13 protein-coding genes are annotated in these 12,059 nt (G+C 41.1%); 3 read left to right on the top strand and 10 right to left on the bottom strand.

The window, feature by feature from the left end; translation table 11 throughout:
- Positions 1-105: 105 nt before the first annotated feature.
- From QZT69_RS18980 to uvrB, 8 genes are all read right to left on the bottom strand, one after another.
- On the bottom strand, positions 106-798 hold the full coding sequence (locus QZT69_RS18980; RefSeq protein ID WP_294680307.1) for an alpha/beta hydrolase: 693 nt from the start codon (positions 796-798) through the stop codon (positions 106-108).
- A gap of 66 nt (positions 799-864) precedes the next feature.
- Positions 865-1,551 carry a porin family protein gene (locus QZT69_RS18975; RefSeq protein WP_294680306.1) on the bottom strand — a complete coding sequence of 229 codons (687 nt, stop codon included), beginning with the start codon at positions 1,549-1,551 and terminating at the stop codon, positions 865-867.
- A gap of 87 nt (positions 1,552-1,638) precedes the next feature.
- The gene (locus QZT69_RS18970; RefSeq protein WP_294680305.1) at positions 1,639-2,145 is read right to left on the bottom strand and encodes an FKBP-type peptidyl-prolyl cis-trans isomerase; all 507 of its coding nucleotides are present in this window, start codon (positions 2,143-2,145) and stop codon (positions 1,639-1,641) included.
- 103 nt (positions 2,146-2,248) lie between these two features.
- Positions 2,249-3,280: a zinc dependent phospholipase C family protein gene (locus QZT69_RS18965; RefSeq protein WP_294680304.1), complete on the bottom strand. Its 1,032-nt coding sequence runs from the start codon at positions 3,278-3,280 to the stop codon at positions 2,249-2,251.
- Positions 3,249-3,977: a 2-phosphosulfolactate phosphatase gene (locus QZT69_RS18960; RefSeq protein ID WP_294680303.1), complete on the bottom strand. Its 729-nt coding sequence runs from the start codon at positions 3,975-3,977 to the stop codon at positions 3,249-3,251. Before QZT69_RS18960 ends, QZT69_RS18965 begins: the two co-directional genes overlap by 32 nt.
- Positions 3,978-3,999: 22 nt before the next feature.
- A complete protein-coding gene (locus QZT69_RS18955) occupies positions 4,000-4,311 on the bottom strand; it encodes a DUF3817 domain-containing protein (RefSeq protein WP_294680302.1) in 312 nt (103 codons plus the stop codon).
- Positions 4,312-4,410: 99 nt separating this feature from the next.
- Positions 4,411-4,791, bottom strand: coding sequence for a hypothetical protein (locus QZT69_RS18950; protein WP_294680301.1), 381 nt, complete (start codon positions 4,789-4,791; stop codon positions 4,411-4,413).
- Between the two features lie 118 nt (positions 4,792-4,909).
- Positions 4,910-6,934, bottom strand: a complete 2,025-nt coding sequence (gene uvrB, locus QZT69_RS18945) for an excinuclease ABC subunit UvrB (RefSeq protein WP_294680300.1) — start codon at positions 6,932-6,934, stop codon at positions 4,910-4,912.
- Between the two features lie 180 nt (positions 6,935-7,114).
- On the opposite strand from uvrB, the gene QZT69_RS18940 reads away from it, so the two are divergent.
- Both QZT69_RS18940 and QZT69_RS18935 read left to right on the top strand, forming a co-directional pair.
- Positions 7,115-7,873, top strand: a complete 759-nt coding sequence (locus QZT69_RS18940; protein ID WP_294680299.1) for a DUF475 domain-containing protein — start codon at positions 7,115-7,117, stop codon at positions 7,871-7,873.
- A gap of 217 nt (positions 7,874-8,090) precedes the next feature.
- The gene (locus tag QZT69_RS18935) at positions 8,091-9,425 is read left to right on the top strand and encodes a hypothetical protein (protein WP_294680298.1); all 1,335 of its coding nucleotides are present in this window, start codon (positions 8,091-8,093) and stop codon (positions 9,423-9,425) included.
- A gap of 45 nt (positions 9,426-9,470) precedes the next feature.
- Here QZT69_RS18935 and QZT69_RS18930 read toward each other — a convergent pair whose 3' ends face one another.
- Together QZT69_RS18930 and QZT69_RS18925 are read right to left on the bottom strand one after the other, a co-directional pair.
- Positions 9,471-9,803, bottom strand: a complete 333-nt coding sequence (locus tag QZT69_RS18930) for a helix-turn-helix domain-containing protein (RefSeq protein WP_294680297.1) — start codon at positions 9,801-9,803, stop codon at positions 9,471-9,473.
- 203 nt (positions 9,804-10,006) lie between these two features.
- A complete protein-coding gene (locus QZT69_RS18925) occupies positions 10,007-10,879 on the bottom strand; it encodes a hypothetical protein (protein WP_294680296.1) in 873 nt (290 codons plus the stop codon).
- A 728-nt stretch (positions 10,880-11,607) separates the two neighbouring features.
- Between QZT69_RS18925 and QZT69_RS18920 the strand changes: the two genes are divergently transcribed.
- Positions 11,608-11,916, top strand: coding sequence for a hypothetical protein (locus tag QZT69_RS18920; RefSeq protein WP_294680295.1), 309 nt, complete (start codon positions 11,608-11,610; stop codon positions 11,914-11,916).
- Positions 11,917-12,059 lie beyond the last annotated feature (143 nt).

Here is a 12,059-nt window from a genome sequence, read left to right as displayed (position 1 = left end):
GAGATTATTTCACTAAATTAATAAGTTGTTCGAAGGAATACCACTAAATACTGGACGAAAGTGTTTTTTGAGGATGAGTGGTCGGTGTGAATTACGAATTCCCAATTACGAATTACGAATTGCCAGTTTCTCCAATGCATTTTGTATTGCCTGACTTACCTCTTTGTGCTGTGAAACGGTCATGAAATGGGTTCCTCCGGGAACAATATAATCCGGATGCACGTTACCGATTTTAAAAATGTGGTCATCATCTCCGTGAATGTGAAGCACTTTTGCAGGAACAGGTTCTTTTCTTTGCCAGTTTGTGATTTGGCGGATTGCCCATTTGGTGAAAACCGGGTCGGAATCTGCCAGAATTTGATCCAACAGCTTTTTTTCGGAATGTGTTCGTGTCCCGAAAAGCCAATAATTGATGCGGCTGGGTTTTAGTATTCGTTTTACAGGCATGAGTTTATACAGACCTATTTTTCCGCTGAAACGCATAAACGGAGAAAGTTCATTGCGTTCCCTTACACTGGAGATAATCAGGACCGGGCAATTAGTAAGCAAAGTACTCATTTCCTGAGCAATAATTCCACCGAATGAAATGCCTATGAGAATCGGATTTTCAGCTTTTACATGAATGCATAGCTGTTTTACATAAGATTCAAATGATTGTTCCGGATCAACGGATTCCCAGGGAATGAAAACAGGGGAGAAGGTCCCGAAATCTATTTGATCGAAAACACGTTCATCTGCTCCTAAACCGGATAAAATATAGCAACTGGTCCCGGTATTCCCGGGAGTCGGTTTTTTCATCCCGAAAAGTTACGCAAAATGTTTAGTTTCTTATGTAATTCAAAGTGATTCAGGTGTTCGGTTTTTTTATTCTTCGTCCTTATAAAACCCTAGTTTGTAAGCAACTCCCACACGCAAATCGGTGGTGTTGGTGCGCCATTGGGTTTTGCTGCTCGTTGCGATATCTAATACCCCGGAGTAATTTCGTGCTTCAACCGTAATGACCCAAAAAGTTCGAATAGGAACGGCAATACCGACTCCTCCCGCAATCCCAAAATCCCAACGATTTATACCATTACTGTTCATATCATCCGTATAAGTGTTTGATGTGCCGTTTATTTTAGTTCGGTCTGTTTTTTGCAAAAGATATCCTGCATAGGGCCCTGCATTGACAAAGAACTGTACTTTTTTTCCGAAACTGGCCTTTACTAAAACAGGAAAGGTGAGGTAATCCATGCGTGTATTGGATTTTCCTTTTCCAGCTACCGTATTGCCTGAATTATCCACGAAAAGAATATTGTTGAGTTGAAATCCTTTTCGCTGGTAAGAAAATCCGGTTTTGATAGAAAGAAAATTTTTGAAATTGTATTGAAAAATGGCTCCGCCTGACCAATAAACTGCTTGGTCGGTATCAAAATCATATAGGGTGCTTTTTACAAATACGGTACTCAGGTTCGGTCCGCCTTCCAGGCCGAGATCAAACATGCTGTTTTGTGCTTTCAAAGAAGTCATTCCAAGTGCCAGGAACAAAGCAATGATCAAGGTGTTTTTCATGATAATTTAAAAAGGTTCAAAAGGTTCAAAAGGTTCAAAAGTTCAAAGTTTAAACTCTTTGAACCCTTGAACTCTTTTAACTATTGTTTAATGATGATGTCCATGTGCTCCGTGAGAATGCCCGTGGTCCAATTCTTCCTTGGTTGCAGCTCTTACTGTTAAAATCGTGCCTGAGAAAAACAAATCTGTCCCTGCAAGCGGGTGATTGAAGTCCATGGTAACTGTTTCATCCGTAATTTCAAGGATCGTTCCTCTCAAATGGTTTCCTTCGTTGTCTGTCATTGGAAGTACCGCACCGACTTTGATCTGTGTTTCATCGATCTTTCCGGATTCGTCGAAAAATACGGAGATAGGAATAAGCGCAACATGGTCGTCGTTCTTTTCACCGTAAGCCTCTGCTGATGGAATATCAAACTCAAAAGTATCACCAGGTTTCAATCCATGGATGTTTACTTCGAATGTCGGGATGATGCGCTCAACTCCGTACAAAAATTCCATTGGCTGACTTTCCGATGTTTCCTCAATAAGTTCACCTGTTTTGTGATTGGTTAACTTGTAACTCAAGGAAACCACCATGTTTGTGTCTACTGTCATAATGTTTACTATATAGTGAATAAAGGTACTATTATTCAGGGAAATCAAGATGCGTTTTTCGCGTAAATAATTACAGATTTCCTACCTGCTAGAATGGCCGGGATCAATCACAAATGGTTCCTTTATGATCCGAATGCTGGTATAAATTGTCCAGTTCTTCCAATTCTTTCAGTAATTCTGCGGAAGGAGGCTTGTTCGTTAATTTTGATAAATCGGGCTGACCGGCATCTACCCAAGCTGTATACCAGATGGAGCCTACAGCAATGATTGCCTGTCGCATACGCCGTTCTACCATACCGTCCATGCGTTTTTGATACTCGTCGCAGAAAGCTTTGGAATACGTTTGGATCACCACATTTCCACGTGTTTCATAAGTGTATTTCTGGTCGCTGGGAAACTCTGCTGTCAGTTCTTTTTCCATCCTCAATACCGAGTCTACGGCTGCATTGGAAGCTTTCACGGCATCCCATGCAAATTCCAGTACGTCCGGAATGTACTTTCCTTTCCCTACGAAGTAATCGTATTCTTCCGCGTTCAATTCAACGATACGGCTTTCCCACAAACCGTGAATACCGCGCTGCCCGGTTAATTGTCCGTTATAGTTTTCTGTGGTGTGTAAAGGTACATGCGCATCCCCGATGTAGTGACCGATCTCCGTTGCGTTTTTCAGGATCAGATCGATATTCTTCGATTCGAAAGCTTTCTGAAGCCGGTTTTTCATCACCAAAATGTGCCATGGAACAATTCCGTAAGCCTGAAGGGTGTCTTCGGTGAATTTGGCAACGGCATCCTTCCAGCGTTTCGGCACTACTTCAAAAGGATTTTGGCCATTGACCGCATAATGATCGATATCGATGTAATGCCGCTGAGCTTCTCCATCCACTCCATAACGACGTTTGTCAGGATCTACGGCATGTTCTGTAATGAACTCAATGTTTTCCTTGAAAAAGCCGAACATTTCAGGCGGAAGCGTAAAGGTTGCTACCCGGTTAATACGTTTGTGACCGAAAAATCCCCACAATGCAGGATTCGGCTTCTGATAAATAGGCAGTGGAGCTGCGTTCCCGAAGCCGGTTAAAAACAGGCTCAGTAGTAAAGTAGTGCTAGTTCTCCGAAATGTTGACGAGTTTACCATTCCTTAAAATTGGAATCACGTTTGTTTGATTTGGTGTCAAACAATACTTGATGTCTTCATTCAAATTTAAGTTTTTTAATCGTCTTCTGTGCGAACTGGACTTTAAAAATCCGAGATAATTGTCTTTTGCTGAAAGATATAGGTATTTTGCAGCGATGGATGAATCTTCCACGGAAGTAAAATTCCCGGTATTAATGAGGTGGTCGCAGATTGCACCCGCACAAATGGTATCCTCCAGGTTAAATTTGTCCTGCCAGCCGGAACATAAACACAGAATATTTTTATCCTGCTTTTCCAGCCATTCATTCAGGTGTTTCAAATTCAGGAAAGAGCCAACTACTACAATCTCCGCATCTTTGGCAACATCAAGTGATTTGGTCCCGTTGGTTGTTGTTAACACAACTTCCTGGCCTTTGAATTCTTCCTTCATATAAGAAAAAGGTGAATTTCCGAAGTCAAAACCTTCTACGATCTGACCTTTGCGTTCGGCACCGGCGAGGAATCCTTTTTGTTTGTATTCCCAGGCTTCTTCTACCGTAGGAACAGGGATAATGGATGCAATTCCATTGTCGAATGCCGCGCAGATTGCAGATGTTGCACGCAACACGTCAATCACCACCACGATTTCAAATTCATCTTTAAAATATGCGTACTCACCGGGAGTATAGCAAACTTCGATCAGTTTTCTTGTATCCATATTAAGTGCGAAGGTACTAAAATCAGATGGATTTCAGGGATTCCTGTGTCGGTTTGAAAATTTTAGCGTCTGCAACAAAGGTCCCGAAAGGCAATAGAGAAGCGGCATATGCCCAAAATTTGGTCTTCATATTCCACTTTGTTTCTGTTGACGCCCAAAATACCAAAAACACGTACGCAATGAATAGAACACCGTGTGCCATTCCGACAATTTTATTCGGAGCTGTGATATCCATCCAATATTTCAAAGGCATGGTTACCAAAAACGAAAGAAAGGAGATTCCTTCCAATATCCCGACGATGCGAAGCGCACCCAAAGCAGACTTGAAGTTCATAGTTTTTTGTTTGCGAAATTACGAATTGAATGAATAGGGCAGGTACGATTCGCCGAAAAATGCTTGGATAAAACAGTACGTTCGCGACGCATCGCGAGCTTACTGTTTTTTATAGGTCTTGCCATCCACTTCCATAAACCAAAAACCACCTTGTTCGTAAGGTTCTGCGTCCAGCTGGAATGTTCTTTTGGTTTGGGAGTTCAACCGGATGATCGTGTGCTGTTTATTGATTTCCGCGGTTCCGGTGATTTTTGCCGTGCAATCACATAAGTTGGTCGCGCAGGTGTCTTTGCAATCAACCTGGTAGCTGCCTTCCTTTCCGGAAAAAACCAACTCATCACTTACAAAAACGCCTAAATCCGGGTTGTACTGAGGTTCGCTGTACCAGGTCCCTTCAAAATCAGAATTGTATTTCAACAGCGGTTTGTTGCAGGCAATTAGCAAGAGGCAGGTGGTAACAAAGAGAAAAACTTTTTTCATGTTTTAGATTTTATTTTGAAAGACTAAAAGAGTCAGGATTTTAAGAGGCAAGACTTGGATAAGCTTTACAATCTGATGTCTTGACTCTCAAAGTCTTTAAGTCTTTTGATAAATGTAGTTACTTTTTCTTAGCCTGTAATTCAAATAATTCATCGCGCAGACGTGCTGCCTCGATAAAGTCGAGGTCTTTTGCGGCTTTTTCCATTTGTTTGCGTTTCGCAACGATCGCTTTTTCCAAATCTTCCGGATCGGAGTAATTCATCGCCGGTTCTGCAGCCATTGAGCCGGATTCTTCCGGAGCATAGTATGCTTTTTGTGAACGCGTTTCCGGATCTCCGTCTGCTACTTTTGTTGATTTCAGGATCACTTCCTTGGATTTGTTCAATGCTGTCGGGACAATGCCGTTCGCTTCGTTGTAAGCTATCTGCATAGCTCTTCTGCGCTCTGTTTCGCTAATGGTGCGCTGCATCGAATCGGTCATTTTGTCCGCATACATGATAACACGCCCATTTACATTCCTTGCGGCACGACCGACTGTTTGGACCAGTGAGCGCTCATTTCTCAAAAATCCTTCCTTGTCGGCATCAATGATAGCGACCAAACTTACTTCCGGTAAATCGAGTCCTTCGCGAAGCAGGTTTACCCCGATCAGAACATCAAATTCCCCCAAACGCAGCTGACGCAGGATTTCCACGCGTTCAATGGTGTCAATATCCGAATGGATGTAGCGGCAGGCAATGCCCAGTTTATCCAGGTATTTCTGCAATTCTTCCGCCATGCGTTTGGTCAGAGTAGTAACCAATGTACGTTCGTCTTTTTCGATGCGTAACTGCATTTCTTCGATCAAATCATCAATCTGGTTCAGGCTCGGACGTACTTCGATTACAGGGTCCAATAATCCGGTCGGGCGTATCAATTGTTCTACTACGACCCCTTCGGATTGTTCCAGCTCAAAATCAGCCGGAGTAGCGGAAACATAAACAATCTGATTTATCAGTGACTGGAATTCATCAAACATCAAAGGACGGTTGTCCATCGCTGCCTGGATCCGGAAACCGTAATCCACGAGATTGATCTTTCGTGCGCGGTCACCGCCGTACATGGCGCGTATCTGAGGCATAGTCACGTGGCTTTCGTCTACGATCATCAAATAATCATCCGGGAAATAGTCCAGTAAACAGAAAGGGCGTGTTCCCGGAGCGCGCTGATCGAAATAGCGGGAATAGTTCTCAATTCCGGAGCAATAGCCCAATTCGCGCATCATTTCCATGTCGTAGGAAGTGCGTTCTTCGAGGCGTTTTGCTTCGAGCAGTTTTCCTTCACGTTTGAAGTTCTCAACCTGGATGACCATATCTTCACCGATTTGATCAATTGCTCTTCTGGTGGTTTCCGGACTGGAAACGAAAATGTTTGCCGGATAAATGTTGATTTCGGAAAAAACTTCAATCTCGGAATTATTCTCCGGATCAATGGTCCGTATGCGTTCAATTTCGTCTCCCCAAAATTCCACACGCAATGCATAATCCGCATAGGCAAGGTGAATATCGACCGTATCTCCTTTTACACGGAAAGTCCCGCGTTTGAATTCGGCTTCTGTCCTTGAATATAAATTTTCGACCAATCTCAGCAGGAACTTATTTCTTGGGAACGACTGCCCGATGCGTATCGGGATAATGGAGTTCGCAAATTCATTCGGGTTCCCGATACCGTAAATACAGCTCACGGAAGCGATTACGATCACATCTCTGCGTCCTGAAAGCAGGGCTGAAGTAGCTGAAAGACGCAGTTTCTCAATTTCGTCATTGATTTGCAGATCTTTTTCGATGTAGGTATCCGTTACCGGCAAATAAGCTTCGGGCTGATAATAGTCGTAATAACTTACGAAGTATTCCACGGCATTATTCGGGAAGAATTGTTTGAATTCCCCGTAAAGCTGAGCTGCCAGTGTTTTGTTGTGTGAAAGGATTAATGTTGGTTTTTCGACCTGCTGAATGACATTTGCCATTGTAAAAGTCTTACCGCTTCCCGTAACACCAAGCAGGGTTTGAGCGAAATGTCCGTCGCGGATTCCGCTGACTAATTGTTTAATTGCAGCAGGCTGATCCCCTGTCGGTTTAAATTCAGAAGTGAGTTGGAAATCCATAGTAACAAATATAGCTAATTACGAATTCCTAATTCCTAATTACGAATGATGAAATCAGTTTTTAAGCTGTGAAATTTTCTTCTTGATACTACTTGTTTTTTGATTCATTTCACTTTTGACATTTTGCTTTTTGAATTATAGCTTATCTTTACAGCTCATTAAAAACACAGACACAGTCCTATGATGAATCAATTCCAGGAATTTGCGGCACTAATGACAGAGAATCCTCTCAATGCTATTTTACTGATACTTGGAATTTTACTGTTGGAGATTATCCTGTCATTCGACAATGCTGCCGTACTGGCAACGATGGTGAAAGACCTTCCCAAAGAGCAGCAGGCAAAAGCATTGAAATACGGAATCCTGGGAGCTTATATTTTTCGTGGACTTGCATTGATACTGGTGGAATCAATCCTGAGCATCTGGTGGTTCAAACCGATCGGAGGCGCTTACCTGATCTATATGGCTATCAAGCATTTCGCAGCGAAAAGTGTACAGGAAGAGATCGAATCTGAAGTTCAGGAAACCAAGAAAAGCTTTATTTATCGCGGAACGGTAGGGGTAATCGGGATTTTCTGGTCGACTGTACTGGCGGTTGAGTTCATGGATATCGTTTTTTCAATCGATAATATTTTTGCGGTAGTTGCTTATTCGGATAATGTGGTCCTGATCTGCATCGGGGTGTTTATCGGGATTTTGGCGATGCGTTATGTAGCGAAGTATTTCGTGGTATTGATGGAGAAATATCCGTTCCTCGAAAATTCTGCTTTCCTGGTGATCGGAATCCTGGGGATTAAATTGTGTTTGGCTTTACTGGTGCATTACATGCCTTCTGCAAAATGGATCGAATCGGAGCAATTTGACTTGTTTGTTTCCGGCCTGACACTGGCGATATTTATTGTTCCTTTGGTGATCTTCCGCGCTAAGAAAGACAAATAATGTTAACCACATAGGAACATTCACCAAAATCTTTAAAATCCTTTAGAATCCCTGCATCCCAATCACAATAAAGGATTCAGCGCATTCGTTATACATAGAGGAACTAGCAGGATTCTAGGGGAATTGGGGGTCAGAAACTCAATATTCCTACCCTTTTTAGTACCCAAACTGCGGGTTATTCCTTATATGTTTGAATCAACCAATTAAAAGAATCACCATGAAATTAAAGATCAATTTCATACTAAAAACGGGAGTTCAAGGAGAAATTCCTGTATTAGCTGTAATGAACTTCGGTTACAAAGAGTTCGATGCGTTGAAACAAACGTATGTGTATAAACCACTGCGTTATTACACAGGAGTTAAAGTTACGAAATCTGCTTGGGATGAATTAGAAAAACTTCCGAGAGATAAATCCAAACGAGCAACGCTTCTGCAAATTGAAAAGCAAGCAACGGATATTTTCAATTATCTGATCACAACAGAAACAGTAACCCCTGAACGCTTCAAACAAGAGTTGGACGTTAAGATCAAGAAGAAAGAAGAACAAGCAATCGTAACCCGAGTTCGATTGGTAGATTTCATTGAAAATGAAATCCTGTTAGAAAATGGAATCAAACAAGGAACTAAGAACTGCTATCAAGTTTTAGCGAATCGAATAGCTGATTTTGAAACTAAAATCGGAAAGCATTTGTACAGTAGTGATCTGAATGAGGAATTGTATGTGAGTTTTATGAATACGATCCGTGAACGCTGTACACGAATCAATGCGGTTACTCATTACTACAAAGCTTTTAAAGCAGTGTTGAACAGAATTGCTCGAAAGTATAAAGTGAATGTGTTCAACCCCACAAAAGAACTGCGAACCACGGACAAATTACGTTCGGTTACGGAAGAGAAAATTTATCTTGAATTTTCGCAGATTGAGAAGATTATCGCTTATCAACCAACCTCGGATGAATTAGCAAACGCAAAACTCATTTTACTCACACTTCTTTTCACTGGATGCAGATATTCCGACGTTCATAAGATCAAGCCCGAATACACATACTCGAAAAACAACGTAACGTTTCATTACGCACGTTATTTGACAACGAAAACCGATACAGAAATCGTTGTACCAATTTTAAAACCATTGCAGGAAGCATTTGATGCAAACGGAGGAATCGCAGAACCCATGGCAATGCAAAAGTTCAACACACTCGCACGGAATATTGCTGAAAGTGTTGGATTAAAGGAAGAAATCACCCTCTCTCATACGAACTCTTTTGGTAAGAAAGAACTAACAACCAAAAAGCTGTTTCAACTGATTAGTTCACATATCGGGCGTAGGTCATTTGTTACCAATTTGATGAGTTACATTCCGATTACGGTGTTAAGTAAGATAACTGGACACACCAATTCAGCAGTAGAATCTGATTTCAAAGGATTGGGTAGTAGTGAGATTTTCAAGTACAACAAAATTTCATTGGTCGATAACGCTGCACTACTTGTGAAAATACTCCGAATTTATACGGAAGATAAACTGGATGATTTCCCAATAAACTTGGTGTAAGATCAAATAAAAAGCGACCTCAATTCGGGGTCGCTTTTTTGGTGGTTACATCGTTGTTGATGCTTGTTTGCGTTGGATGTATTCCATGATTGCACTGCGGGAAAAACGCACGGTTCTCTCGTTGATCCGAATAGCAATCAAAACTCCATCACGAACGAGTTTAATAAGGGAGTTCTTCCCGATTTTCAAGATGCGTTTCACTTGCTCATTGTTAAGCAATTCATCTTCGTTTTTAGGTGCGCTAGGTTCAACAACTGTACTGCGATTTCGATTTCTTTCCAGTTCCAAAATGCGCTTTTGCTGTTCTCCAACTGTTTGTTTCAATCGTTCAATTTCCTCGCACATTTTTTCGATGGCGAGTTTAACCACTGTTTCCATGATTAAAGGTGTTTTTTAATGGTTGATCTCCTTTGTTTTTTAATCTCTCCATCCATTCAGAAATAGGAATGTATCTTAGATATAATCCAAGTATATGAAAGAAATGAAAACCGAAAAAACATTGGGGTACTCCAAAAATTCAACTTTTTCTAAGTTTTAACATTTGGGGATCGAAAAGGACTCAAAAGGATCAAAAATGGAGTTTATTCGAGTCCCTTTTTAACGGTTTCAATATCGGAATCAATGAGTGAAGTTGCAGAAACCGAACCGATGTTTTCGAAAAAAGACCGAACGATGAGCAGATTTTGAAGTGTTGCTTTTTCACTGGAAAAGGTCAACGGATGAAGTAGTTTTTTGTACAGTTCCGAATGCGTGATTTGACTATACGAAATCCCTAAAAAGGAATGCAAAGCATCCGCACACTTGCTGACATTCTTTTTGTGTTTTGTACCTATTAACTGCGAAATGTAATAAGCAATCAAAACCTGTTGTGAACGGGTGAATTTGGCTTCATACGATTGTTGACCAATAGCAAAACCTTCACTAGAAATCGGTTGTTCGGTACCGTCTTGCTTATCGGAAAATTCTTCGCTCAATTCTTGTGTTGCCCGATCCAACGCCAAGAGCAAAACAACCTTTTCATCACTGTATTTCACTAACCGTCGTTCGGTGTCTATCAGTTCTAAAACCGATTTGTTGCTTTCTTCAATGGCTTGCAGGTAGAGCCAGTTCAACTGGTAGAGCCTTTCGGCAACGGAGGCATTGATGATAAACGTCTGTTCAATGATATTCGAAGTCATTTCCTGAATGGGCGAAAGGTTGGAAAGCGTCAATTCGAGCGGGTTCATTTCACCTAGTTTTTGATGATGCCTGAACGTGGAAACCAACGAATGATAAAATACGGAATAGCAGGGAATGTTTTCGTTTTCCAGGAACAACGTGCGCCTGAAATATTCGCTCGCATACGATTTGTCTGTTGCTTTCTCTAAATTCAACAGATACCGACGTTTCAACGATTGATAAAAACGTGTATAGGCTTTTTGAAACAGCTCTTCAGGTGATTGATTTGCTTCCATAATAGAATAACGTTTAGGGATCGTAAATCTTACATCAAACAGGCAAAATTCCTGAACCCCAGTAAAAACCCATGTTACACCATTCTACACCATGTTTGCAGTAGCTTACCGCAAGTAGTGCATTAGTTGATCGCATGAAATTCCAACTTTACACCATTACATTTCAACTTTACACCATGGGTTAAGTACTTTACACCATTGACAGAGTACTTTCCACCATTCATCTAAAACAGCATATATTTCGCTGAAAAAGCGACTATCCGACTCCATTTCTACTCGATTCCAACTCGAATCTGTTTCGATGAATCTTTCTTTCCGACTTGACCAATTCAACTATCCGACTTGACTAACTTTTCTTTTCGATAGACGAATAGATTGTTGTTATTGCGCGTAGTTGAATCCGAGTCGGTTTTGAGTCCATTTCGAGTAGGATTGATTTCGACGAATCTTACTTTTCGACTAGCCCAATTCAACGTTTCAACTTGCCGAAGTTTACTTTTCAATAGACGAATAAGCTGCTGTTACTGTGGTTGGTTGAATCCGAGTCGGTTTGAGTCGATTTTGAGTTGAATCTCTTTCGACGAATCTTTCTTTTCGACTTGACGAATCGTTTGATCCGATTTGCCCAAGTTTACTTTTCTATCGACTAAGCCTTTACATACAGAAAAATAGGTAAAAGTCAAGTCGAATAATCCACTTTCTTCGAGTTAACTTGTAAAGAAAAAAGTATGAGTAAAGAAATTACCGTAAATGAGCTGTTAGATGCAGTTTTGGCAAACCTGCCAGTACAAACTATCCATCCGATTCACAAAGCCATGTTGGAAGAGTCATGTGAACATGTATTGAAAAAGAAAGACGAATTTGATTCGATCGAAGAAATGGAAAAAGCAATTCACTTATCTTTTTTGGTTCTCAACCCAGTGTTCCAATCAACAATGAATGCTGCTTTGGAGTATGCAGATACGGTAACGATTAATTACCGAGGTGTGAACGAAATTTTGACTAGTGAATCTCCAATACTGAAATCGGTGAATTGAAATAGAATAAAAAATTAGTTGCCCACCTTTTAGTGGGCAGTTAGCACTTTATTCGGTCAAAATTCCCCATCAAACCATAATAAAAAGTTAGTTGCCCACTAAAAGGTGGGCAGTTAGTGTTTTTTTAAGCAATTTTCGGTTCA

Origin of the sequence: uncultured Fluviicola sp., from assembly GCF_902168135.1 — a bacterium.
Classification (GTDB): domain Bacteria; phylum Bacteroidota; class Bacteroidia; order Flavobacteriales_D; family Crocinitomicaceae; genus Fluviicola.
The sequence above is the reverse complement of the archived record's forward strand: the minus strand, read 5'-3'. Positions and strand labels throughout refer to the sequence as shown.

Excerpts from the sequence above, each read along its gene's own strand:
- QZT69_RS18930 (WP_294680297.1), bottom strand. The coding sequence starts at position 9,803 with ATGGAAACAGTGGTTAAACTCGCCATCGAAAAAATGTGCGAGGAAATT.
- QZT69_RS18920 (WP_294680295.1), top strand. The coding sequence starts at position 11,608 with ATGAGTAAAGAAATTACCGTAAATGAGCTGTTAGATGCAGTTTTGGCA.
- QZT69_RS18935 (WP_294680298.1), top strand. The coding sequence starts at position 8,091 with ATGAAATTAAAGATCAATTTCATACTAAAAACGGGAGTTCAAGGAGAA.
- uvrB (WP_294680300.1), bottom strand. The coding sequence starts at position 6,934 with ATGGATTTCCAACTCACTTCTGAATTTAAACCGACAGGGGATCAGCCT.
- QZT69_RS18980 (WP_294680307.1), bottom strand. The coding sequence starts at position 798 with ATGAAAAAACCGACTCCCGGGAATACCGGGACCAGTTGCTATATTTTA.
- QZT69_RS18970 (WP_294680305.1), bottom strand. The coding sequence starts at position 2,145 with ATGACAGTAGACACAAACATGGTGGTTTCCTTGAGTTACAAGTTAACC.
- QZT69_RS18940 (WP_294680299.1), top strand. The coding sequence starts at position 7,115 with ATGATGAATCAATTCCAGGAATTTGCGGCACTAATGACAGAGAATCCT.
- QZT69_RS18960 (WP_294680303.1), bottom strand. The coding sequence starts at position 3,977 with ATGGATACAAGAAAACTGATCGAAGTTTGCTATACTCCCGGTGAGTAC.
- QZT69_RS18975 (WP_294680306.1), bottom strand. The coding sequence starts at position 1,551 with ATGAAAAACACCTTGATCATTGCTTTGTTCCTGGCACTTGGAATGACT.
- QZT69_RS18955 (WP_294680302.1), bottom strand. The coding sequence starts at position 4,311 with ATGAACTTCAAGTCTGCTTTGGGTGCGCTTCGCATCGTCGGGATATTG.
- QZT69_RS18925 (WP_294680296.1), bottom strand. The coding sequence starts at position 10,879 with ATGGAAGCAAATCAATCACCTGAAGAGCTGTTTCAAAAAGCCTATACA.
- QZT69_RS18950 (WP_294680301.1), bottom strand. The coding sequence starts at position 4,791 with ATGAAAAAAGTTTTTCTCTTTGTTACCACCTGCCTCTTGCTAATTGCC.
- QZT69_RS18965 (WP_294680304.1), bottom strand. The coding sequence starts at position 3,280 with ATGGTAAACTCGTCAACATTTCGGAGAACTAGCACTACTTTACTACTG.